This is a genomic window from Microbacterium sp. T2.11-28 (assembly GCF_950097975.1).
GTDB lineage: Bacteria > Actinomycetota > Actinomycetes > Actinomycetales > Microbacteriaceae > Microbacterium.
On the sequence record NZ_CATNHF010000001.1, the window covers coordinates 659,759 to 684,705 of the forward strand.

15 protein-coding genes are annotated in these 24,947 nt (G+C 72.8%); 13 read left to right on the forward strand and 2 right to left on the reverse strand.

The genetic code is table 11. The features are described from left to right. Positions 1-5 precede the first annotated feature (5 nt). Entirely contained in the window at positions 6-1,016 is a 1,011-nt protein-coding gene (locus QQZ13_RS03235; RefSeq protein ID WP_284527671.1) for a LacI family DNA-binding transcriptional regulator, read from the reverse strand. 162 nt (positions 1,017-1,178) lie between these two features. Here QQZ13_RS03235 and QQZ13_RS03240 point away from each other — a divergent pair, with 162 nt between their 5' ends. From QQZ13_RS03240 to QQZ13_RS03255, 4 genes are all read left to right on the forward strand, one after another. Further along, the gene (locus QQZ13_RS03240; protein WP_284527672.1) at positions 1,179-3,215 is read left to right on the forward strand and encodes a beta-galactosidase; all 2,037 of its coding nucleotides are present in this window, start codon (positions 1,179-1,181) and stop codon (positions 3,213-3,215) included. A 149-nt stretch (positions 3,216-3,364) separates the two neighbouring features. Next, positions 3,365-4,603, forward strand: a complete 1,239-nt coding sequence (locus QQZ13_RS03245) for an extracellular solute-binding protein (protein WP_284527673.1) — start codon at positions 3,365-3,367, stop codon at positions 4,601-4,603. A gap of 85 nt (positions 4,604-4,688) precedes the next feature. Continuing rightward, complete coding sequence (locus QQZ13_RS03250; RefSeq protein ID WP_284527674.1) at positions 4,689-6,320, forward strand: ABC transporter permease subunit; 1,632 nt, start codon at positions 4,689-4,691, stop codon at positions 6,318-6,320. Continuing rightward, complete coding sequence (locus QQZ13_RS03255) at positions 6,320-7,255, forward strand: sugar ABC transporter permease (RefSeq protein ID WP_284527675.1); 936 nt, start codon at positions 6,320-6,322, stop codon at positions 7,253-7,255. The genes QQZ13_RS03250 and QQZ13_RS03255 overlap by 1 nt, the downstream gene beginning before the upstream one ends. Positions 7,256-7,323: 68 nt before the next feature. Here QQZ13_RS03255 and rsmI read toward each other — a convergent pair whose 3' ends face one another. Then, positions 7,324-8,139 (reverse strand): 16S rRNA (cytidine(1402)-2'-O)-methyltransferase, encoded by an 816-nt coding sequence (gene rsmI / locus QQZ13_RS03260; protein ID WP_284527676.1) that lies wholly within the window; start codon positions 8,137-8,139, stop codon positions 7,324-7,326. Positions 8,140-8,162: 23 nt separating this feature from the next. Here rsmI and QQZ13_RS03265 point away from each other — a divergent pair, with 23 nt between their 5' ends. The 9 genes from QQZ13_RS03265 (at position 8,163) to QQZ13_RS03305 (ending at position 24,933) form a co-directional block, all read left to right on the forward strand. Next, on the forward strand, positions 8,163-9,752 hold the full coding sequence (locus tag QQZ13_RS03265) for a dolichyl-phosphate-mannose--protein mannosyltransferase (protein ID WP_284527677.1): 1,590 nt from the start codon (positions 8,163-8,165) through the stop codon (positions 9,750-9,752). Between the two features lie 56 nt (positions 9,753-9,808). After that, a complete protein-coding gene (locus QQZ13_RS03270) occupies positions 9,809-10,831 on the forward strand; it encodes an FHA domain-containing protein (RefSeq protein ID WP_284527678.1) in 1,023 nt (340 codons plus the stop codon). Between the two features lies 1 nt (position 10,832). Continuing rightward, positions 10,833-11,978: a serine/threonine-protein kinase gene (locus QQZ13_RS03275; RefSeq protein WP_284527679.1), complete on the forward strand. Its 1,146-nt coding sequence runs from the start codon at positions 10,833-10,835 to the stop codon at positions 11,976-11,978. A gap of 1 nt (position 11,979) precedes the next feature. After that, complete coding sequence (locus QQZ13_RS03280; protein WP_284527680.1) at positions 11,980-17,910, forward strand: Ig-like domain-containing protein; 5,931 nt, start codon at positions 11,980-11,982, stop codon at positions 17,908-17,910. 44 nt (positions 17,911-17,954) lie between these two features. Continuing rightward, positions 17,955-18,920, forward strand: coding sequence for a MoxR family ATPase (locus QQZ13_RS03285; protein WP_284527681.1), 966 nt, complete (start codon positions 17,955-17,957; stop codon positions 18,918-18,920). Beyond that, complete coding sequence (locus QQZ13_RS03290; RefSeq protein WP_284527682.1) at positions 18,917-20,275, forward strand: DUF58 domain-containing protein; 1,359 nt, start codon at positions 18,917-18,919, stop codon at positions 20,273-20,275. Before QQZ13_RS03285 ends, QQZ13_RS03290 begins: the two co-directional genes overlap by 4 nt. A 20-nt stretch (positions 20,276-20,295) precedes the next feature. Next, on the forward strand, positions 20,296-22,758 hold the full coding sequence (locus QQZ13_RS03295; RefSeq protein ID WP_284527683.1) for a transglutaminase domain-containing protein: 2,463 nt from the start codon (positions 20,296-20,298) through the stop codon (positions 22,756-22,758). Between the two features lie 76 nt (positions 22,759-22,834). Next, the gene (locus QQZ13_RS03300; RefSeq protein ID WP_284527684.1) at positions 22,835-24,073 is read left to right on the forward strand and encodes a DUF5684 domain-containing protein; all 1,239 of its coding nucleotides are present in this window, start codon (positions 22,835-22,837) and stop codon (positions 24,071-24,073) included. Then, on the forward strand, positions 24,070-24,933 hold the full coding sequence (locus QQZ13_RS03305) for a PP2C family serine/threonine-protein phosphatase (protein WP_284527685.1): 864 nt from the start codon (positions 24,070-24,072) through the stop codon (positions 24,931-24,933). Before QQZ13_RS03300 ends, QQZ13_RS03305 begins: the two co-directional genes overlap by 4 nt. Positions 24,934-24,947 lie beyond the last annotated feature (14 nt).

Consider the following 24,947-nt stretch of genomic DNA (forward strand, 5'->3'; position numbering starts at 1 on the left):
GACGCTCAGGCGGTCTCGCGGACCACCAGCGAGGTGGGCAGCACCACGGACTCGCGCGGACGTCCCGCGATGACGTCGAGCACCATGTCGACCATCGTGTGGGAGATGTCGGTCCACGGCTGGCGCACGGTGGTCAGGGGCGGGTCGTGGATCTCGGCCAGGCCGGAGTCGTCGAAGCCGGCGACGGCGATGTCCTCGGGAACCCGCTTGCCGGCGCGGCGCAGGGCGGCGATGGCTCCCACGGCCATGACGTCGGAGGCGGCGAACACCGCGTCGATGTCGGGCGCGCGCTCGAGGAGCCGGGTCATCGCGGCGTCGCCGCTGGACTGCTCGTAGCTGCCCTGCTCGACGAGGTTCGGATCGAACGCGTCCCCCATCTCCTCCTGGAAGCCGACGAGGCGGAACCGGCCGCCGGGGGTGTCGTTGGGGCCGGTGATGAGGGCGATGCGGCGGTGCCCGCGGCCGCGCAGGTAGCGGGTCATCTCGCGCGCGGAGGCGACCTCGTCGACGGAGACGTGCGGCACGGCCTCGGCGGCCAGCGGGATGCCGGCGCACACCGTGGGGACCCCGGCCGCGACCAGGGAGGCCAGCAGCGAGTCGGACTCGTGCGAGGACACCAGGAGCACGCCGTCGACGTGGCCGGCGCGCACGTACTGCTCGACGGTGGCCTGCTCCTCGGGCGTGCCGGCGATGAGCAGCACGAGGGTCATCGACCGGGCGGCGAGCGCCTCGGTGGCTCCGCGCAGGAGCAGCGCGTAGGTGGAATCGGCGAACAGCAGGTGCTGGGGCTCGGTGAGCAGGAACGCCAGGGAGTTCGCCCGGCCGGTGGCCAGGCTCCGGGCGGCGTGGTTCGCGGTGTAGCCGGTCTCGAGGATCGCGGCATCCACCGCGGCGCGGGCCTCGGGCGACACCCAGTGCCCGCCGTTGATCACGCGCGACACGGTGCCGTGCGAGACGCCGGCGACGGCCGCGACGTCGCGGATCGTCGGCTTGCGGGGGTGATCTGCAGCAGCCATCACCGGTGACTCTACCGCCTGGCACCCTCGCGTCCGCGCGCATTCTGGGACCGGTCACAGTTCGGTAACGAAGGGCGATCGGGCGCGAGGGGCCGACGTACACTGATCGGGAGGCTGTGACCGGTCACAGCCAGGACATCCGGACAACGAGGACCCGACGCCATGAGCTCCACGCCTTCGCCCGCCACCGCGTGGCCCGCGATCTCCGGCATCGCCTATGGCGGCGACTACACGCCGGAGCAGTGGCCGCGCGAGGTGTGGGACGAGGACGTCGCCCTCATGCGCGAGGCCGGCGTCAATCTCGTGAGCATCGGCATCTTCGCGTGGGGGCTGCTCGAGACCGCCGAGGGCGAGTTCGACTTCTCGTGGCTCGACGACGTGATCGAGCTGCTGCACGCCAACGGCATCGCCGTCGACCTCGGCACCCCCACCGCCTCTCCCCCGGCGTGGTTCTTCGCCGACCACCCCGAAGCCCGCGCCGTCACCCGCGACGGCGTGCCGCTCGGGTTCGGCGCGCGCGGCATGGCCTCGCACTCGGCGCCGGCCTACCGCGAGGCCGCGGTCCGCATCGCGACCGAGCTCGCCCGCCGCTACGGCTCCCACCCCGCCGTCGTCCTCTGGCACGTCCACAACGAGTACGGCGTTCCGGTCGGCGAGGACTACTCCCCCCACGCCGTCCGTGCGTGGCGCGAGTGGCTGCGCGCACGCTACGGCACCCTCGACGCGCTCAACGCCGCCTGGGGCACCGCGTTCTGGGGCCAGCATTACGGCGACTGGGAGCACATCGGCGCGCCCGCCACAGCGCCGTCGGTCATCAACCCCGCGCAGCGACTCGACTTCGCGCGCTTCACCGATCACCAGCTCCGCGCCTGCTTCATCGCCGAGCGCGACGCGATCCGCGCCCACAGCGACCGCCCCATCACCACCAACTTCATGGCCAACCAGCACCATGGCTGCGACCTGTGGGCCTGGGCGCGCGAGGTCGACGTCGTCTCCGACGACCACTACCTGTGGGCCGCCGACGAGGAGGGCGAGATCGGCCTGGCCATCGCGGCCGACCTGACGCGCTCGGTGGGACGAGGCGCGCCGTGGATCCTGATGGAGCACTCGACCTCGGCGGTCAACTGGCAGCCCCGCAACGTCGCCAAGCGCCCCGGCGAGATGGCGCGCAACTCGCTGTCGCACTTCGGGCGCGGCGCCGACGGCATCCTCTTCTTCCAGTGGCGGGCCTCGCGCTCGGGCGCCGAGAAGTTCCACTCGGCGATGCTCCCCCACGCCGGCACGTCGTCCCGCGTGTGGCGGGAGGTCGTCGACCTCGGCGCCAAGCTGCAGCGGCTCGACGAGGTGCGCGGCAGCCGCGTGCACGCCGACGTCGCGATCCTCTGGGACTTCGAGTCCTTCTGGGCGCAGGACCTCGAGTGGCGCCCGTCCGAGGACGTCAGTCACGACGAGCGCATCCGCGCCTTCTACGAGAAGCTGTGGCGCGACGGGATCACCGTGGACTTCGCACTCCCGGGCCACGACCTGTCGGGCTACAAGCTCGTGCTCGCCCCCGCGCAGTACATGCTGAGCGCGGCGGATGCGGGCAACCTCGACGCCTACGTCGCCGCGGGCGGCACGCTCGTGGTCTCGTTCTTCTCGGCGGTGGTCGACGAGAACGACGCCGTGCACCCCGGGGGCTTCGCCGCGCCGCTCGAGCCGGTGCTCGGCGTGCGCGTCGAGGAGCACCTGCCCCTGCGGACCGGACACGTCGCCGCGATCGAGTTCGACGGCACGCCCTACCCGGCCGACACGTGGCAGGAGGATCTCGTGCCGACCACCGCCGAGGTGCGGGCGATCTTCACCGACGGTCCGGCCGCCGGTCGTGCCGCCGTCACGCGCAACGCCCACGGCGCGGGTGCCGGCTGGTACCTCGGCACCCGCCCCGACAGCGCCGGGCTCGCGGCCGTCCTCGAGGCCGCCTACGCCGACGCGGGGATCGCTCCGGCCGGCCTGCCCGCCGGGGTGGAGTCGATCCGCCGGCGCTCCGACGAGGCCGAATACCTCGTCGCCATCAACCACGGAACGGATGCCGTTTCGTTGCACACTTCGGGCTTCGACCTGCTGACACAGGAGGAAGCACGAGGCATGCTGGTGCTGAACGCGGGAGACGTCGCCGTCCTCCGCACGCAGCGCACAGCCGAAGGGGGTGGTCGATGACCGACCGCACTCCTGCGGGCCTTCCCGCGAATCCGCACTGAGAGACACACACCTGCCTCGGCCACCGGCCGCGGCATCCCACCATCGGTCGTGACGAGGCGACTTCACCGAGGCCGCGCCGGATCGACCACCCTTTGGAAGGACAATCCATGCGCAAGATGGGTATCGGCATCGCCGCCCTCGCCGCCACCGGCCTCCTGCTGGCCGGCTGCAGCAGCACCCCGCCGGCGACCACCCCCACCGAGACCGAAGAGGCGATCGACGCGAGCGGCGTGACCCTGACGGTCTGGACCGACGAGAACCGCAAGCCCGCCATCGAGGCGGCCGCGGCGACCTTCGAGGAGGAGACCGGCGGCAAGATCGAGCTCGTCCAGAAGAACTTCGAGGACATCCGCACCGACTTCACCAACCAGGTGCCCACCGGCGAAGGCCCCGACATCACGATCGGCGCCCACGACTGGCTGGGCAGCCTCGTCCAGGCCGGTGTCGTCTCGCCCGTCGACCTGACCGACACCGCGAGCAGCTTCGCGCCGGTCTCCCTCGACGCGTTCACCTACGACGGCCAGCTGTACGCCCTGCCGTACTCGCTCGAGACCATCGCGCTCATCCAGAACACCGAGCTCGTCGGCGACGACGCGCCCGCCACCTGGGACGACGCCATCGCCGCGGCCGACGCCGCCGGCGCCGAGCGTCCGATCGTGATCAACACCGGCGGCCAGACCGGTGACGCGTACACGATGTACGGCTTCCAGACTTCCTTCGGCGCCCCGGTGTTCGTCAGCGACGCCGACGGCTACACGACCGAGGTCGGCATGGGCGGCGAGGCCGGCACGGCCTTCGCCGAGTGGCTCGGCGCCAACGGCGAGAAGGGCACGGGCGACATCTCGACGACGATCGACTACGACACCAACAACGAGCTGTTCGCCAGCGGCGAGGCCGCCTACACCGTCCAGGGCCCCTGGGCGATCGAGGCTCTCACCGCCGACGGCGTCGAGATCAAGGTCAACCCGATCCCCTCGGCCGGTGGCGAGACCGCGTCGCCGTTCGTCGGCGTGCAGGGCTTCTACGTGAGCTCGCAGAGCGAGAACGCCCTGGTCGCCCAGGAGTTCCTCACGAAGTACCTCGCCACCTACGACGCCCAGAAGGCGCTGTACGAGGCCGACCCGCGCATCCCCGCGTGGAACGACCTCGCCACCGAGGTGTCCTCCGACCCGGTGATCGCCGGCTTCGTGGCCTCGTCGCAGAACGGCGTCCCGATGCCCAACATCCCCGAGATGGGCTCGGTCTGGGACCTCTGGAACGCCGCTCAGGTGCAGATCATCAAGGGCGCCGACCCGGCGTCCACGTGGGACAAGATGATCACCGACCTGCAGGCGCTGATCGGCTGATCGGCTGATGCCGCCGGGGGCGGACGGCCCGGCCCACCCCCCCCCCGACCCCGCCCCTGCCCGCACCCCCTCGAAGGAGATGCACATGTCGGTTCCGCAGGACACCGCCCCGGCGCAGGCCGCGCCCCCGAGCAAGGCCCCGCCGGCTGCCGCGCCGAGCGAGCCGCACGGCCGACGCTGGAACGGCGTGGGCTGGGGCTTCCTCGTGAAGCTCGTCATCATGGCGATCGTCAACGCGTTCGGCCTGCTGGGCATCTTCGCCGCCGCGCAGGCGCAGTCCTGGATCATCTTCGGCGCCGCGGTCCTGCTGCTGGCCGCCGCCGACATCGTCTACTTCACCAAGCGCGCCCTGCCCCTGAAGTACCTCCTGCCGGGGCTCGGCTTCCTCCTGGTCTTCCAGGTCTTCATCTTCGGCTACACCGCCTACATCGCCTTCACCAACTACGGCGCCGGACACGTCGGCTCGCAGGAGCAGGCCGTGCAGGCCGCCCTCAGCCAGGGCGAGCGCCGCGTCGAGGGCTCGCCCACCTTCCCCCTCGCCGTCGTCGAACAGGGCGGCACGCTCGGGTTCGCGATCGTCGAGGAGGGCGAGATCAAGGCGGGGTCGGCCGAGAGCCCGCTCGCCGTGGTCGGCACCAGCACCGCCGCGGGCGCCCCTGCCGAGGTCCCCGGGTGGACGATCGTCCCCCGCAACGACATCATCAGCGACCAGGCCCTCCAGAAAGAGGTCATCGCGCTGCGCGTCCCGGTCTCGGACGACCCGAACGCGGGATCGATCCGCACCAACGACGGCAGCTCGGGATCGATCTACCAGTCCACCCTGCAGTGGGACGCCGAGAGCCAGACGATCACCGACACGTCCTCGGGCACCGTCTACCGGGCGACCGCCTCGGGCAACTTCGCCTCCGACGACGGGGTGACCCTCCCGACCGGATGGACCGTCCACGTCGGATTCGACAACTTCGTCCGCCTCTTCACCGACCCCGCCATGATCTCGCCGCTGGCGACCGTGACCCTGTGGACCTTCGCCTGGGCGATCCTGTCGGTCGTCGTCCCGTTCGCGATGGGACTCGTCTTCGCGATCATCTTCAACGACGAGCGGATCAAGGGGCGCAAGATCCTGCGGACCCTCTTCATCCTCCCCTACGCCTTCCCGGCGTTCATGTCCGCGCTGCTGTTCCGGGGCATGTTCAACGCCGAGTTCGGCGTGATCAACGAGTTCTTCTTCGGCGGGACGAACATCGACTGGCTGGGCGATCCCTGGCTCGCGAGATTCGCGGTGCTGTTCGTGAACGTCTGGCTGACCTATCCGTACTACTTCCTCGTGTGCACGGGCGCCATCCAGGCGCTGCCCTCGGACGCGCTCGAGGCGGCCTCCATCGACGGCGCCGGCCGGTTCCGCCAGCTCCGCTCGATCATCCTGCCGCTCGTGCTCGTGGCCACCGCGCCGCTGCTGATCTCGTCGTTCGCCTTCAGCTTCAACAACTTCACGATCATCTACATGTTCAACAACGGCGGCCCCGCGATACCGGGCGCGCCCTACGCCCTCGGCTCGACCGACATCCTCATCTCCGCGATCTGGGACATCTCCGGCGTCTCGGGCGGCAAGGCGGACTACGGTCTGGCCAGCGCCCTGTCGATCCTGGTGTTCATCGTCGTCGGACTCATCTCCGCCCTGGCCTTCCGCCAGACCAAGAAGCTCGAGGAGTACCAGTGATGTCCGCTCCGAACGACACCCGCACCGAGGCCGCCCAGGCCCGGGCCGCCCGCTCCTCCGTCACGCTCGACGCCGGCCGCCGCAGCGCCGTCCGCCGGCGCTGGCTCATCGAGGTGGGCTGGAAGTACCTGGTCGCCGCCGTCATCCTCTTCTACGCGATCTTCCCGCTCGTGTACGTGCTGTCGGCGTCCTTCAACCCGGGCGGCAGCCTGGCGGCCAGCAATGCGCTGTTCTCGGTGTTCGACGTGGGCAACTACGCCGCCCTCGGCGGCACGCGGTACTGGACCTGGTACGGCAACACCCTCCAGGTCGGGATCGCCGCGGCCGTCGGCGCCGTCCTCATGGGGGCCGCCGCCGCCTACGCCTTCTCGCGCTTCCGCTTCCGCGGGCGCCGCATGGGACTCACCGCCCTGCTCATCATCCAGATGTTCCCGCAGGCGCTCGCCTTCGTGGCCATCTTCCTGATGCTGCTCGCCCTCGGCGAGGTCTTCCCCGCGCTCGGACTCAACTCGAAGATCGCCCTCATCTGCGTCTACCTCGGCGGCGCCCTCGGCGTGAACACGTTCCTCATGTACGGGTTCTTCAACACGATCCCGATGGAGCTCGACGAGTCGGCGAAGATCGACGGCGCCACCCACGCGCAGATCTTCTGGACGATCATCATGCCGCTGGTGACGCCGATCCTCGCCGTGGTGGCGCTGCTGGCGTTCATCGCGTCGTTCGGGGACTACATCATCTCGAAGATCGTGCTGGTGTCGGAGGACAACTGGACGCTCGCGGTCGGCATGTTCCAGTGGGTGTCGAACCAGCTCTCCAGCAACTGGGGACTGTTCGCGGCCGGAGCGATCCTCGCGGCGATCCCCGTGCTCGCGCTCTTCCTCGGCCTGCAGCGCTACATCATCGGCGGGCTGACCGCCGGGTCGGTCAAGGGCTGAGCGGGCGGGGAGGGCTGCAGCGGCACCCGCTCGACCGGGGACGCCTGCGGTCCTCCCCGGTCGCGCGGTCAGCGGGCGGCGAGGGCCGCCTGGTAGAGGTCGCGCGAGCTGCGCCCGGTCTGACCGGCAACCTCCGAGGCAGCTTCGCGCAGGCGGACCCCGTCAGCCACGAGCGCGAGAACCTGCGCGACGGCGTCCTCCTCCGACACGGCGCGGGCGGGCGCACCGCCCACGACCACCACGATCTCGCCGCGCACGCCGTCGGCGGCCCACGTCGCGAGCTCTGCCAGCCCGCCGCGCACGACCTCCTCGTGCAGCTTGGTCAGCTCCCGGCAGACGGCCGCCGGGCGGTCGGGCCCGAAGGCGACAGCCATGTCGGCGAGCGTCGCGGCCAGCCGGGAGGGCGCCTCGAAGAAGACCATCGTGCGCGGCTCGGATGCCAGCGCCGCCAGGGCGGAGCGCCGCTCCCCCGGCTTGCGGGCCGGGAAGCCCTCGAACGTGAAGCGGTCGGTCGGGAGCCCGGCGACGGCGAGCGCGGTCACGACCGCCGAGGGACCGGGGATCACCGTGACCGCGACGCCCTGATCGACCGCGGCGGCCACCAGCGCGTAGCCGGGGTCGCTGACGGTGGGCATGCCGGCGTCGCTCAGCACCAGCAGGTCCTCGGTCGCCGCCCGCGCCACCAGATCGCCGGCGCGCTGCTTCTCGTTGTGGTCGTGCAGGGCGAGCAGCCGCGGCCGGTTGGCCACACCCAGCGCCTGGAGGAGCCGCTGCGTGGTGCGGGTGTCCTCGGACGCGATCACCGTGGCCGCCTCGAGGGCCGACACCAGTCGCGGCGAGGCGTCCTGGAGATTTCCGATCGGCGTCGCAGCGAGGATGATCACCGCCCCAGCATAGGCTGGTGCCCGTGACGAAGTCGGCCGAGCCCCTGCTCCCTGCCGAGCCCGCGTCGGTGACCGAGCGGTGGCAGGCGAGGCTGTCGTCGCAGCCGCGGCTCCAGCGCCTCTACGGCTGGGCGGTGCCGGCGGCGATCACCCTCCTGGCGCTCGTGCTGCGGGTGTGGAACCTCGGCCATCCGCACGTGCTCGTCTTCGACGAGACCTACTACGTCAAGGACGCGTGGAGCCAGTGGATCCTCGGCTACGCAGGGTCCTGGCCCGAGGGCGCGAACGAGCAGTTCGTCGCCGGTCAGACCGACGTGTTCACCACCGATCCGAGCTTCGTCGTCCACCCCCCGCTGGGAAAGCTCCTCATCGGCGTCGGCATGTGGGTGTTCGGCCCGGAGTCCTCGTTCGGCTGGCGCATCTCGGCCGCCCTCTTCGGCACCGGATGCGTGCTGCTGCTCTACCTGCTCGCCAAGAGCATGACCGGCTCGATCGTCTTCGCCGGCACCGCCGCGTTCCTGCTCGCGATCGACGGACTCGGCATCGTCATGAGCCGCGTCTCGCTGCTGGACATCTTCCTCACCTTCTTCACGATCCTCGCGTTCTGGTTCGTCGTCCTCGACCGCAACCGCCACCTGGACCGCCTCGCCGCGCGCGTGGCCGCCGCGGCGGCCGGCGATCGCGGACCCGACTGGGGCCCCCTCCTCTGGAACCGCCCGTGGGTGATCGCCGCGGGAGCCGCCGCGGGAGCCGCCACCGCAGTCAAGTGGTCGGGCGTGTGGGTGCTCGCCGCCATCGGCCTCTATCTGGTGGTGACCGACGCGCTGGAGCGCCGGCGGCTGGGCGTCGGCTTCTGGCCCGTCGACGCGGTCCGGCAGGGTGCGGCGTCGTTCGTGCTGCTCGTGCCGGTGGCGTTCGTGGTCTACCTGGCGTCGTGGACCGGATGGCTCACCACCGACGGCGGCTACGACCGGCACTCCGCCGACGCCGAACCCGCGTCCGGGCTGTTCGGCTGGGTTCCCCTCGCACTCCAGAGCCTGTGGCGCTACCACCAGACGATCTACGACGCGATGACCCGGATCACCGCCGAGCACAGCTACGAGAGTCCCGCCTGGCAGTGGCCGCTGCTGTGGCGGCCGACCTCGATGCACGCCGCATCGACGATCGACGGGCAGGACGGCTGCACGGGCGGGGCCAACGGCTGCCTCGAGATCCTCTACAGCATGCCCAATCCGCTGCTGTGGTACGCCTCGATCGCCGCCGCCGTCTACCTCGTCTACCGCTTCACGCTCGATCGCGACTGGCGGCACGCGCTCGTGCTGGTGGGCATCGGCGCCACCTGGCTGCCGTGGCTCCTCTTCGACCGCACGGTGTTCCAGTTCTACACGATCGTCATCTGGCCCTTCCTTCTCCTGGCGCTGACCTTCGCGCTGCGCGACATCGCGGGCGGCGAGGACGCCGACCGCCATCGCCGGCTCGCCGGGCGGCGTACCGTGGCCGTCTTCCTGATCGTGGTCGTGGCGCTGTCGGCGTTCTGGTACCCGCTGTGGTCGGCGATGCAGGTGCCCTACGACTTCTACCGCCTCCACAACTGGCTGCAGGGCTGGGTGTGAGCCTGCTCCCGCCGGCGGCACTCGGGCGCGCCGCGCCCTCCCTTTAGGCTGGTCTCGTGTTCACCTATGCCGTCGCCAGCGACCCCGCCGTCGCCGGCTTCGCCATGGTGTCGGACCGGTTCCTCGCAGTGCTGGCCGCGGACGCCGACGACGCCGTCGCCCTGCGACTGTGGAGCACCCTCGGCGAAGCGTCCACCGGCGCCGGCGACGCCGGCACGACCATCTCGTCGGTGCTGTCCGCCCTCGCCGCGGACGGCATCGCCGCCGTGCCCGACTTCGCCCTGGTCGAACTCGTCGACGCCCCCACCCGGGCCGTGGCCCTCGCCGTGCGGGGCGGCGCGCAGATCCTCCTGGCGGGCGGCGACGTGCGCACCGGCGACCCCGCGACGGCGTGGACGGAGAGCACCGCCCAGGAGGTCACCGGCCTCACGCTGCAGCTGGGCCCGTCGCGCGCACTGCTGGGCAGTCTGCCCCTCGGTCGCGGGGTGGTCCGCGCCGACCGCCTCGACTGGGGCCCGGGCGGCGACCGCGCGCCGGCCCCGGCCGATGCGACGCCGGCCGCCGCGCCCGCGGCGACGACCCGCCGCGGCTCGGCCCGTCGTGCCCCGACCGAGCCGCAGGCCCCCGCCGAACCGCCGGCGACGGCTCAGCCGCCGGCGGGGACCGTCCGCCGCGAGCGGCTCGCCGAGGTGATCGACGACCGCACCGAGCTCAGCCGCGCGCATCGTCGGGCCGCTCGGCCGGTGCTGCGGATGGGGAGCGACCGGGTGCTCGAGCTGGACCTGCCGGTCGTGTTCGGCAGGTCGCCGCGCCCGGCGGCCCACCCGGGCGCACGGCTGGTCTCGCTGCCCTCGCCGCGGCGGGAGATCTCCGGCGCGCACCTCGAGGTCCGCCTCGACGGCGATGCGCTCGTGGCCCGCGACCTCGACTCCACCAACGGCACGATCGTGCGCGAGCCGGACGGATCGATGCAGCTGCTGCGGCACGGCGCCTCGGCCCGCCTCACCCGCGGGGCCTCCCTCGACCTCGGAGACGGCAACATCGCGATCTTCGACGTCGCCGACGGCGCGAGGGGCTGAGATGGCCACCCGCCTGCCGTCCGCGCCACCCGTCCTCGGCGGCTTCACCTACGTCCGGCCGCTCGGGACGGGCGGATTCGCGGACGTGTTCCTGTTCGAGCAGAACCTGCCGCGGCGCCCGGTGGCGGTCAAGGTGCTCCTCAAGGACATCGTCGACGAGGGTCTGCTGCGCATGTTCAACGCCGAGGCCGACGTCATGGCGCGGCTGAGCTCGCACCCCTCGATCCTGACCGTGTACGAGGCGAGCATCTCGGCCGACGGGCGCCCGTACCTCGTCATGGAGTACTGCCCCACCTCGCTGACCACCCGCTACCGGCGGGAGGCCATCCCGGTGGCCGAGGTGCTGCAGCTGAGCATCAAGATCGCGTCGGCTCTCGAGACCGCGCACCGATCGGGCCTGCTGCATCGCGACATCAAGCCGTCGAACATCCTGGTGACCACCTTCGGCGCCCCCGTGCTGAGCGACTTCGGGATCGCCGCGGCCTTGAGCGGACGCACCGGCGCCGACGAGGTCTTCGCCATGTCCGTGCCGTGGAGCGCACCGGAGATCGTCGACGAGCGCATCCCGGGATCGATCGCCGCAGAGGTGTGGAGCCTCGGGGCCACGGTCTACTCGCTGCTGGCGGGGCGCAGCCCGTTCGAGCGCGCCGGGAGCGGTCAGAACACGCGCGAGCAGCTGAAGACCCGCATCCGCCGTGCGGTGTACACGCCGGTCGGACGGGCAGACGTCCCGCCGCGCCTGGAGGCGACGCTGGCGCGCGCCATGAGCAAGGACCCCGCCCAGCGCCACGCGTCGGCGGCCGAGTTCGCCTACGACCTGCAGCTCGTCCAGCACGAGATGGGGCTGGCGCACACGCCGATGGACGTGGCCGTCGACGAGTGGGCGACCGCCGGCGCCGCGATCGACTTCGCCGACGATCGCCAGCGCGGGCCGGTGCGACCGAGCGTCGCGTACCCCTCCCGCCGCGCCGGCCGGGCCGCACCCGCTCCGACGCGGCGCGCGCCCGACGACGGCACCGTGCTCGCGGGAGCCGAACCCGCCCGGCGCCCCCGCACGGCGCTGCGGATCGGCCTGTGGGCGGGAGCGGCGGTCGTCGCGGTGTCCGCGATCGTGACCGTCGTCGCCCTGGTCGCGGGGGGAGGCTGACATGGCCGAGCCCGGGCGCCGCCGGAGGCCCCGCACGAGCACCCTCGTCGGCGCGGCCGCCGTCGTGGTCGTGGCCGGCCTGGTCACGACGCTGGCCGTGATCTGGCCGGGATTCGACGCGCGGGAGACGCCGCTGGACGACGGCACGCTCTGGGCGGTGCAGACGGGCGCCGGCGACGCCTACGCGCGCGTGAACCTCGAGCTGGGCGAGCTGGACACGGTCAAGACCGCCGAGAACGCGAGTTCGCTGGCTCAGACGAGCGACCGGCTGTTCGTCTTCGCCGACAGCGACACCCAGTTCGCCGACGTCAGCATGGCCACTCCCCCCGACCTGACCGCGACCACGACCGACGCCTTCACGCGCGCGCCGGCGGGGACGGTCGAGGTGGCGGCGGCGGGCGACTTCCTCGCCTTCCGCACCGACGCCGGCGGGGTGTCGGTGGGCACCCTCTCGGGCGGCGGCGACGCGATGCCCATCGACCCCTATGCCGACGTGCAGGTGGAAGAGGGCCAGGAGCGCCCGCGGTTCGCCGCCGCCGCGGTGGCCGTCGACGCCGACGGGGTCGTCTACCTCTACTCCGCCGCCGAAGGGCGCGTCGTGCGCGCCGACGGCAGGACCGGTCGCATCGTCGGCGACGATGCCGTCGCCTCGGCCCCTGCGGACGCGCAGCTGACGGCCGTCGGCGGACGCTGGGCGCTGCTGGACGAGGCGACCGGCGCCGTGCGGGTGCAGGGGCGCGAGGAGGCCATCGCGACCGACGCGACCGTGGGCGCCGTGCTCCAGCGCAGCGCCGCCGCGGCGGGCGACCTCTACCTCGCCGACTCCGGCGGCCTCGTGCGCGTCTCCTTCGACGCCGGCACCGCCGAGCGCGTCGTCGCCGAGGACCTCGGCACCCCCGCGGCGCCGCTGACGCAGGACGGCACGACGTACGCCGCATGGCTGCGCGACGGCGAGGGGGGCGGCACCCTGTGGACCACCGAGGCTCCGACGCTGAACCCGCTCGACTACGGCGCGGCCGCCCTCGGAGAGCAGGTCGACCCGACGTTCCTCACCGACGGCACCCGGGTGGCCCTCAACGAGCGGAGCTCGGGCTGGGTCTGGACGGTGCCCGCGGGCGCTCTGATCGCGTCGTCGCAGCAGTGGGCGCTCGAGGAGAGCTCGGAGGCGGCGCCCGACGAGGACACCGTCGCCGATCGCGTGATCGATCCCAAGCCGCCGGTCGCCGTCGACGACGCGTTCGGGGTCCGCGCGGGGGCGGTCGCGCTGCTGCCCGTGCTGCTCAACGACCACGACCCCAACGAGGACGTGCTGAGCGTCGATGTGGCGTCGATCTCCGGGCTGGATCCGGCGTTCGGCACCGTCTCGATCTCCGGCGCCGAGCAGACGCTGGTCGTGGACGTCTCCCCCGACGCGACCGGCTCGGCGACGTTCCGCTACCGGGTGACCGACGGCACGACCGCGGACGGCCTGCTCTCCGGTGAGGCCACCGTCACCCTCACGGTCGTCCCCGACGACGTCAACCGTCCGCCGGCGCCGTGCGATCCCGACGACTGCCTCGCCGAACGGCCACGACCCACCGTCGCACCCGGCGGCACCGTCACCGTCGATGCGCTGTACGGGTGGGTCGATCCCGACGGCGACCCGATCTACCTGGCGTCGGTCGTCAACGAGAGCGGGATCGGCACCGCCGCCGGCCAGCCCGACGGCACCGTCACCTACCAGCACCCCGATGCCCAGGCGACCGAGGCCGTGGACGTCGGTCTCGCCCTCACGGTGTCCGACGCGCGCGGCGGGACGACACGCCGCGGCATGACCGTCGCCGTCACCCCGGCCCCGCGCCTGACGGCGGACTCGTTCGCCCTGGTGGGTGTGGCGGGCACGCCGCTGTCGATCGACGTCGACGCCCAGGTGAGCGGCACCACCGGGATCCCGCTGCTGACCGGAGCGGTCGTCCTCGACGAGAGCGCGGCGACCGTGTCGGCGAACTCCGCCGACCTCAGCATGGAGTTCAGCGCCGATGCACCCGGCTCCTATCTCGTGCAGTACACGGTGCGCGACGACCGCGGTGAGGAGACGGCGACGGTCCGCGTGACCATGCGCGACCCCGCGGAGACCATCATCTCCACCCCGCCGCTGACCGCGTTCGTCCGACCCAACGAGGACGCCACCGTCGACGTCTTCCCGGCCGTCTCCAACCCCGCCGGGCTCGTGCTGCTGCTGAGCGACCTGCTCCCCGAGAGCGCGCCGCAGGCCACGCTCAGCGTAGACCTCGTGGGGCAGAGCATGATCCGCGTGAGCGGTTCGACCGACGACGGCTCCCCCGGCGTCCTGGGCGTCGTCCGCTACACGGTCTCGGACGGATCGGGAGCGGCCGCGGCGACCGCCGAGGGCGAGCTGACCGTGATCCTCCTCGACTCGCCGCAAAGCGATCCGCCGATCGCGGTCGACGACGCGGTCACCGTCCGCGCCGGCGCGCAGATCGACATCCCCGTGCTCGACAACGACAGCGCGCCGGCCGGTGCGCTCTTCTCCGTGGACCCGTCGGAGATCGTCAACGAGAGCGGGGCGGGGCTGGCCTTCGCGACGGGGCGCCTCGTGCGCTACCTGGCGCCCGCCGAGCCCGGCACCTACAGCATCGGCTACACCATCTTCCGCCTCGGCTTCCCGGACGCCGTCGACTCCGCGCGCGTCATCGTGACCGTGGTCGGCGACGAGGCGAACCGTGCACCGCTGCCCCGGGTGCTCGAAGGACGGGTGCTCAGCGGGGAGTCGGTGCGCATCCCGTTCGACCGCTTCGGCGTCGACCCCGACGGCGATGCCGTCGCGCTGGATCGCATCCTGACCCAGCCCGCCCAGGGCGGCACGGCGACGATCTCGGCCGAGGGCGACGCCATCGTCTACACCAGCCCCGACCGCTTCAGCGGGCAGGACTCGTTCACCTACCAGGTGCGCGACGCCGAGGGAGCTCTGGGCCAGGCCGAGGTGCGGGTGGGCGTCCTCGCCGCGGAGTCGGATCCCAGCCCGGTGACCTTCAGCGACTACCTCCAGATCCAGGTGGGCGCCGGCAGCGAGGCCAACGTGCGTCCGGCCGACAACGACGTCGACCCGGCGGGTGGGGCGCTGACGCTCGAGTCGGTCGTGCCGAACGCGCCGGAGGGCTCCGAGGAGTACGAGGCGCTCTCCGCGCTCCTGGGCGAGGTCGCCGACGGCCAGGTCACGGTGCGCGCCGGCGAGACGCCGGGCACGTCGTCCTACGTGTACACGGTGCGCAATCCGACCGGCGACACCGCGATGGGCCTGATCGTGGTCAAGGCCGTGCCGATGCCGGTGCCGGACTATCCGGTCGTCACCGACACCACGCTGACCGTCGAGACGCGCGAGGCCTTCCCTGCGGGCATCGACGTGCTCAGCGGGAAGGTCGCGTGGAACACCGGCGACCCCGGGCGACTGACCCTCTCGCTGTGGGGCACGCACCCCGGCATCGAGGTCGACGGCACCCGCATCCGCGGCGAGATCCCCGCGCAGTCGCTCCTCATCCCGTTCCGGGTCAGCGGCACCTCCTTCGACGGCACCGAGGTCGTCTCCTACGGCTTCCTGCGCGTCCCCGGCGATCAGGACGTGCGGCTCTCGCTGCGCGCCGACGCCTCCCAGCTGGATGTCCGGGAGAACGAGTCGCGCGATCTCGACCTCGCGGATGCCGTCGCGGTGCCCGCGGGACGCGCGCTGGAGATCGACGGCGGCGGCGTCCGCGCCGGCGGGGCGCGGGCCAACGCGCGGTGCGAGCTCGTCTCGGGCACCACCATCCGCTACACGGCCGGGGCCGACGCCCCCTGGACCGACACGTGCGTCGTCCCGGTCCGCCTCGACGTGCAGGACGACTACACGTTCCTCACCCTCCGGGTCGTCATCGAGGCCGAGGATCCCGAGCCGATCCTCCGCAGTGCCTCGATCACCGTCGGTCCGGGCCAGACCCAGGACTACGACCTCACCACCATGGTGGGCTGGGCGGGTCGCGAGGACTGGGACAGCCTGCAGTTCGCGGACGCCTATCGCGGCGATCAGTTCACCGTGAGCCGGTCGGGCGCCACGCTGACCGTCACCGCCGACGACGCCGCCCGCCCCGGCCGCGAGGAGGCCGTGTCGGTCTCGCTGAGCAGCCACCCCGACGCCGTCGGCGCCGCGCTGAACCTGACCGTCGGGCCCGCGCCCTCCCAGCTCCCCAAGGGCGGAACGGCCAGCCAGCGCTGTTCGCAGTCGGGCGGGAACTCGTCGTGCACCATCACGGTGATCGGCACCCCGGGAGAGATCAACCCGCTGCCCGGCACGCCGCTCGCCCTCGTGTCGGTGAGCTCCCCCGCCAACTGCGCCGGCGTGACCTTCACCAAGGCCGGTGCGACGGCCGTCCGGGCCTCGTGGTCGGCCGATGCCCCGGGCGCGGCCGACTGCACCGGATCCTTCGTCGTGGCCGATGCACAGGGGCGGTCCTCGGCCGGCGATCGCAACGGCACGGTGCTGCTCGACCTGCAGGGCCTGCCGGCGGCCCCCACCCGTCTGGAGTGGATCGGATTCTCCGCGAACAGCGTCACGCTGCGGGTGATCGCCGACACCAGCTCCTACCCCTCGGTCGACGGCTTCCGGATCACCGCGGGCGGCCGGGTGGTCGCCACGTGCGACGCGTCGGGCGCGTGCCCCGAGATCCCCGCCGAAGCGGGCGAGCCGGTGACCTACCAGGCTCGTGCGTACAGCTCGGTCGGAGAGTCCCGGGGCGCCGTGCAGGTGTCGGCGTGGGCCTACGCCGCACCGGCCGCCCCCACCGGCGCCATCGTCGAGCCCGTGCCCAGCGGGACGGCCGGCGGCGTGGCCACGATCACGGTCACCGGCATCGACTCGTCCACCGGCACGGTCACCCTCTCGGGCGGGGCCGGCGGCGAGGTCACGCTGCCGGTGCGGGGATCGAGTGTGACCTTCCGCGACTACAACGTGGGCTCCAACACACCGACGTCCCTCACCGCGACGCCGATGACCCGCTTCGAGCTGCCGCCCATCCCCGGCGGCTCGCAGGCGGGAGCCGCTTACTCGTTCCGCGCCAACGGCATCGGCGCGCCGTCGCTGACGCTCGACGTGACCGCATCGCGCAGCGCCAACCCGGGGACCGTCACCGCGACCGCGACGGCGACCCCCAACGGCGTCGGCGACCGCATCCTCGTCGGATTCGCGATCGACGGCGCGACCTGCACGCCGGAACTGGTGGTGGCCGCAGGCGGCGGCACGGTCAGCCGCACGTTCGACAACCGCGAGCTCTGGCGGGAGAGCACCGTGACCGCCTGCGCTGTGACGGAGCGGAGCGGGCAGGGCTTCGGACGCACCGAGAAGTCCGGATCGGCCACGCCGACCGAGGGCATCCCCGCCCCGGGCGCCTCGTCGTACTCGATCTCGCAGACCAGCGAGTACCTCTGGGACACGGTCAACGGACCCGACCACTCGGACTCCGCGCTCTATCGCGTCTTCTACAGCAAGAACGGCGGACCGAAGACGGACGACTTCGCGAGCCTCTTCCCGTCCGATCAGCTCGGCCAGCACCCGGGGACGATCCAGGCCTTCTCGTGCGTGCGCTTCAACACCTCGCGCTGCGGCGACCCCGTCACGGTGACCCCCGCCGCCGGGGCGGAGTACACCGCGCGCGTCTCGTTCCCCGCCGAGCAGTGCCGCAGCGAGGACACGTCGGCACCGGCCCCGACCGTCACCGCCAATCCCGGCGACTACAGCGTCTCGACCACGTCGAGCACCGATGATGCCGGGGTCGTGACGTGGACATGGACCGTCACCTGGCAGAACCGGCTCGCGTCCTTCGGCACCGTGACGCAATCGCTCACGTGCGCACCGCCCGAACCCGAGCCCGAGCCCGAGCCGACGCCCGAGCCGACCCCCTGACCTCCCCCGACACCGATCCCCCCGATCCCCTTGAGAGGACCCCGATGACCGTCACCGCGGAGCAGACCGCCTGGTTCCAGGAGACCTTCAGCACGCTCGTCGACAACGTCGAGCAGGTCGTCCTGGGCAAGCGGCACGTGATCGAACTGGCCTTCACCGCGATGCTGTCCGAGGGCCATCTGCTCCTGGAGGACGTACCCGGGACGGGCAAGACGTCGCTCGCCCGCGCGATGGGCCAGACGGTGCAGGGCACGAGCAGTCGCATCCAGTTCACCCCCGACCTGCTCCCCGGCGATGTGACCGGCATCACGGTCTACGACCAGCGCAGCGGGCAGTTCGACTTCCACCAGGGGCCGGTCTTCGCCAACATCGTCCTCGCCGACGAGATCAACCGCGCCTCGCCCAAGACCCAGTCGGCTCTGCTGGAGGTGATGGAGGAGGGTCAGGTCACCGTCGACGGCGTGACCCGGCGCGTGGGCGTGCCCTTCCTCGTGGTGGCGACGCAGAACCCCGTCGAGCAGGCCGGCACCTATCGCCTGCCGGAGGCTCAGCTGGACCGCTTCATGATGCGGACGAGCCTGGGCTACCCCGACCACGCCTCGACCGTGCGGATCCTCGAGGGAAGCGCCGCCGCCCGCCGCGAGGTCGCCCCGGCCATCAGCCCTCAGGGAGTGATCGACATGGCCGACATCGCGGGTGCGGTCTACGTGAACCCCCTGGTGCTGGACTACATCGCCCGGATCGTCGAGGCCACGCGCCTGGCGGCGCAGGTGCGCATGGGCGTGAGCGTCCGCGGCGCGCTCGCCCTCACCAAGGCCGCCAAGACCTGGGCCGTCGCGCACGGGCGCGGCTACGTGACCCCCGACGACGTGAAGTCGCTCGCCGAGTCCGTGCTCGCCCACCGCCTGATCCTCGATCCCGAGGCGGAGTTCGACGGGGTGACCGCCGAAGCGGTCATCGGCCAGGTGCTGCTGGACACGGTGCCGCCCAGCCAGAGAGAGGTCGTGTGAGCTCGAACACCGAGTCGCGTCTGACGCGTACCTCCGCGGCGACGGGGGGTACCGGCTATTCGCGCACCCGCTATTCGACCGCCAGCTCGTCGACCGCGCTGGCACTGCGCGGTCTGCGCTGGTGGCGCCGCATGCAGGTCGGTGCGGCGGCGACCTGGGAATGGGTGTCGGGGACGCTGTCGGTGGCGGGGTGGATGCTGGTGGCCACCGCCGCCCTCGGGCTCGGCCTCGGGCTGGGCTTCGGGTGGATCGAGTTCGTCGTCGCCGGCCTCATCGCCGGGGTGCTCGTGCTGCTCTCGGTGCCGTTCCTCTTCAGCGCCCGCTCCTACGACGTGGACCTCGCGCTCGGGCACGACCGGGTCGTCGCGGGGACGCAGGTGGCCGGTACCCTCACGGTGACCAATGTCGGGCGCGGCATCGCGCTCCCCGGGCGCATCGACATCCCCGTGGGCGAGGGACTGGTCGACGTATACATCCCGCTGCTGCGCCGTGAGCACCAGCACGTCGAGCGCGTCGTGGTGCCCACCCACCGGCGCGGGATCATCCAGGTCGGGCCGGCCCGCACCGTGCGCGGCGACCCCCTGGGCATCCTGTCCCGCGAGGCGACCTGGGCCGACATGCACACGCTGTGGGTGCACCCGGTGACGACCGCGCTGCGCAGCACGAGCGCCGGCTTCATCCGCGATCTCGAGGGCAGCGCGTCGCGCACCGTGGTCGACTCCGACATCTCCTTCCACGCGATCCGCGAGTACGTCCCCGGCGACGCGCAGCGCCAGGTCCACTGGAAGTCGACGGCCAAGACCGGCACCCTCATGGTGCGCCAGTACGAGGAGACCCGCCGCTCGCGCATGGTCGTCGCCCTGGCCGTGTCGGAGTCGGAGTACGCCTCCGACGACGAGTTCGAGCTCGCCGTCAGCGCCGCCGCGTCGATCGGCGTGCGCGGGATCCGGGACGGTCGCGACGTCGACGTGGTCATCGGCGGCGAGGTGCCGGAGTTCGTCCGCGCCTCGGCCCGCACGATCCGGGAGCTCGCCACCGTGAGCGCGCGGACCCTGCTCGACGAGCTGAGCGGCGTCGAGCGGCACGCGCGGGCGAGCGCTCTCGGCGAGGTCACCTCGCTCGCCGCCGAGACGCACCCCGACGCCTCCATCGCCTTCATCGTGTGCGGCTCGACGCAGACGGCCCGGTCGTTGCAGACCGCCGCCCTCGCCTTCCCCTCGGACGTGGGGGTCGTCGCCGTCATCTGCAACCCCGAGGCCGAGCCGGGCTTCCGGCGCCTCGGGTCCGTCTCGGTCATGTCGATCGGCCTCCTCGACGATCTCCGTCAGCTCCTGGGCCGGGGGGCGCAGTCATGAGCGCGGCCGGAGCGCCCCCGATGAGCCGTCGCTCGCGCCGGCAGTCCTTCCGCGTCGACCGCCCGTCCGCGCGGCTGCTCGTGGTCAGCGCCGTGCTGCTGGACCTCCTGTTCGTCGTGGGCGCCGTGGCCGCCTGGCCGATCTACCGCGCTCCCGCTTTCGTGATGGTCGTCGCGATCGCCCTGGCATCGGCGCACGTGATCGCCTGGGCCGGCGTGCGGTGGCGGCTGTCCGGGTGGTGGCTGGCCCTCCTCACCTTCGGCGTCTACGTCGTGCTCGGCCTTCCCGTCGTGGCCCCGGCGATGCTGACGGGAGGCGGCGATCAGGCCCTGCGCGGACTCGTCGGCGTGATCACCGCGCCCGTCACCGGCTGGAAGGACCTGCTCACCCTCGACCTGCCGCTGGGCACCTACCAGACGACGCTGGCGCCGGTCTTCCTCATCTGGCTCTCGGTGCCCGTCGCCGCCCTGTCCCTCGCCTGGCGTGCACGCCGCCTGTGGGTGCTCGCCCCTCTGCTCGGCCTCCTGCTCCCGATCTTCGGAGTGCTCTTCGGGGCCGCCGCGCTGAGCGATCCGCTGGCGTGGGGTCCGCTGATGATCCCGGGACCGATCGAGATGGCGGTCGGCGCCGCGGCCGTGCTCCTCGCGCTGGCCTACGTGGTCTGGCGCACCCTCGACGATCGACGGCGGTCGCTGCGCGCCGCCGAAGCGGCCACCGGCATCCGTACGACGGGGCGCAGCGGGTCCGCGGTCGCCGGCCGGATCGCCATCTCCGCGGCCATGGTCACCATCGCCGTCGCCGCGGGGGCGATCGCCGCGCCCCTGGCGGTGGCCGGTCAGCCGCGCGACGTGCTGCGCGAGCGGATCGACCCCCGCCTCGAGATCCAGGCCCAGCTGTCGCCCCTGGCGCAGTACCGGAGCTTCTTCGCCGACGACCGGTACGACGAGGTGCTGTTCTCCATCGCCACGGACGCCGACCGCGTGCGGCTCGCGACGCTCTCGTACTACGACGGCCGCCTCGCGCGCGTCCTGGATCCGTCGGTGGACGGCTCCGACCAGACGACGGCCTTCGTCCGGGTGCCCTCGTCGCTGCCCGCACCCGGCGGCACGGTGCCCGCGACCGCCGATGTGACGATCGCCGCCTACGACGACGTGTGGATGCCCACCGTGGGCTCGCTCACCGGCATCCAGTTCCGCGGGGAGTCCTCGTCGGCGCTCGCCGACGGCTTCTTCTACAGCCCGTCCGCCCAGACCGGCGTGGTCCTGGGCGGCACCGCTCTGACGACGGGCCTCGGCTACCGGCAGGAGGCCGCCGTCCCGACCTCCCTCCCCGCCGTCGCGGACCTCGTCCCCGGCCGCACCAGCCCGCAGCTGCTTCCCGCCACGGTGCCCGAGAGCCTGACCGACTGGATCCGCGCGCAGGAGGCGCCCGGCGGCGGCGAAGGGCTCGCCCTGCTGATCGAGCGGCTCCGGGCCCGCGGATTCCTCAGTCACGCGCTCTCGATCGACGCCGAGAGACCGCCGCTGTGGCGCGCGGAGCTCGGCGACTACACGTTCGAGCCCAGTCGCGCCGGACACTCCACGGATCGCATCGACGCCATGTTCACCGCGCTCCTGCAGCGCGAGACCGATGTCGGCGGCGAGGACGACGCCCTGCTCGTGGCGGCCGTCGGCGACGACGAGCAGTTCTCGGTGGCGGCGGCCATGATCGCCGATCAGCTGGGGTTCGCCGTGCGGATCGTGCTCGGCGCCCGGTTGACCGGCGACGAGCTCCCCCGCTGCGAGGACGGCGGGTGCCGCGGCGGCGACGTCTCGGCGTGGATCGAGGTGCAGGACGCGTCGGGCGTGTGGGTCCCCGTCGACGTGACGCCTCAGCACGAGAACGCGATGTCGCCGGACGTTCTCGAGGTCCGCGACCCCGAGGTGCCGACGGAGGTGCACCCGGAGGGCGCCGAGCAGGTGCTCCCGGGCGATGCCGACCCCGCCGACAACGGCGAGCGCAGTGACGACCCGCTGCCGGAGTCGGTGGACTGGGCGGCGATCTGGGCGGGCGCGCGCATCGGCGCGATCACGCTGTCGGCGCTTCTGCTGGTGACCGGCCCGTTCCTCCTCGTGCTGCTGCTGAAGGCGGTCCGTCGCCGGTCGCGCCGCTCCGCGCCCGATCCGGTCGGCCGTGTCACCGGAGGATGGGACGAGTACGTGGATGCGGCCGTCGACAGCGGCCTCCCCGCACCGGGGACGCGCACGCGCCAGGAGGTGGCGGACCTCCACGGCGCGGGGGACCACGGCAGTCGCGCGACCCTCCTCGCGACGTGGGCGGATCGATCGGTGTTCGACGCCGAGCCGACCACGAGCGCCGATTCCGACCGCTTCTGGGAGACCGTGGAGGCCGAGCGCTCCCGCCTGCTCGCCGAACGCGGCTGGTGGGCGCGGCTGCGGGCGCGCCTCTCGCTGCGCTCGCTGACGCGGCGGACGCGGACGTGAGCGGGGGGCGCGGCCCGGACGGCGGCGGGAGCGGACCGAGGGATACGGAACCGGATGTGACGATGAGGAAGGCGTGGTGACGGATCAGATGACGGATGCGTTCGGCATGATCGCGGCAGTCCAGCTGGTGGGAGGCCTGGGCGTCTACGTGTGGACGTCGCTGGCGCTGATGGCGGTGTTCCGCAAGGCCGGCGCCGCGCCCTGGAAGGCGTGGGTGCCGGTGTGGAACGCATGGACGCTGTTCGAGTGCGCCGGCATGCGCGGCTGGTGGGCGGCCGTCCTCGCCGGCGGCGCGATCGTCTTAGGCGCCGCGGCGGCGATCGTGGCCGGAGCGCTGGGAGCGGCGGCGGTCGGCGCGTCCTTCGGCGGCGACCCCGCCGATGCCCAGGCGGCGATGGTCGCCGCGGTGCTCGTCCCCGCGCTGCTGGGCCTGGTGGTCGTGGTCCCGGCGGTGGTGCTGCACGTGCGCATGGTGCGGGGCCTCGGCCGCCGCTTCGGGCTGGGGACCGGGTACGCGGTCCTCGGCGTGCTGCTGTTCCCCGTCTGGGCGAGCATCGTCGGCTGGGGCTCCGCGCGCTGGCTCCCCGGCCCCGCTGCCGACCCGGCGCCGGTCGCACCGGCCGAGGCCGCACCCGCCTCGCCGATCGTCCCCGCCCTGGCCGACTTCTCCGCGCGCACGGGCACCGCACCGGGGTTCAGTCACACCCCGGTCTTCGGCGCGCCGTCCGCGCCGTCGGCGTCGGCCGCATCCGCCGCGCCCGGCTTCGCGTCCGGTCCCCCGCCCGCCTTCGGTGCACCCGCGCGTCCGGCCGCCAACCCCTGGGCTCCCCCCACCGGTGTCCCCGCTCCGCCGGAGCCGGCGTCGTCCTTCATCGCCGCGCCGTCGTCGGCGCCGGCCGCCGCGGGACCGGCCGCCGCACGACCGGCCGCCGCGATCCCGGCGCACCCGTCCGACATCGAGGACCGCACGGTGCTCGCCGGCCGCCGGCTTCCCGGATGGTCGCTGGTGCTCCCCGACGGACGCGCGATCGCCCTGACCGCCGACGCCGTGGTCCTCGGCCGCAACCCCGCCGCACCGCCGCGCGCGCCGCACGCGCAGCTGGTCGCCGTCGACGACGTCACCCGCACGGTCTCCAAGACCCACGCCCTGCTCACCCTGACCGCGACGGGATGGGTCGTCACCGACCTCGACTCCACCAACGGGGTCTCCCTGGGCGCCGTCGCCGATGCCGGCACCGAGGTCACCGGCTCCGCGCCGGTGTCCGGGCCGTTCTTCCTCGGCGACGCGCCGCTCGAGCTGAGGGCCGACGGATGACCCTTCCGGCGCGCAGCGGCCGTCCGCCCCGAGAGCCCCGCACCACGTGGGGGGCCCACACCGACACCGGACGACGCCGGACGGTCAACGAAGACGCCTACCTCGCCGAGATGCCCGTGTTCGTGGTCGCCGACGGCATGGGCGGCCATGACGCCGGCGACCGGGCCAGCGCCGCCGTCGTCGAGGTGTTCCGCTCCCTGCTCGGGCGCGGCGAGCTGACGTTCGACGACGTCACCCGCGCCGTCGACGCCGCCCACAGCGCGGTCTCCTCCATCGCGGCGAGCACGCAGCGCGGAGCCGGCTCCACCGTGGCCGCGCTCCTCGCCATCCACCACGAGGCGGAGCTGCGATGGCTGGTCGTGAACATCGGCGACTCCCGCGTGTACCGGCTGCGCGGCGACCGGCTCGAGCAGGTCACCGTCGATCACTCGGTCGTCCAGGAGATGGTCGACGCGGGGCGGCTGGACCGCGCCGACATGGCGACGTTCCCCGGGCGCAACGTCATCACCCGCGCCGTGGGCGAGGAGCGCAGCGCCGCCGACTACTGGCTGCTGCCCGTCGTCACGGGCGAGCGGATCCTGCTGTGCTCGGACGGCCTGCCCGCCGAGCTCAGCGACGAGGCGCTGCGCGCGGGACTGACCCTCGGCGGCGCGCCCGCGCAGACGGCCCGGGCGCTGGTGGCGCAGGCGGTGACCCTCGGCGGCCGCGACAACATCACGGCCGTGGTCGTCGACACCGTCTCCGGCGGGGTGAGCGCGATCGGCGAGGACATCACCGGAGGATTGTCTCTGTCGGCCGAATCGACCACGATCGAAGTGGCGACGGTACGCAGTCGACGCACGAGGGCACGACGGGGCTGAGGCGGAAGGGCGAC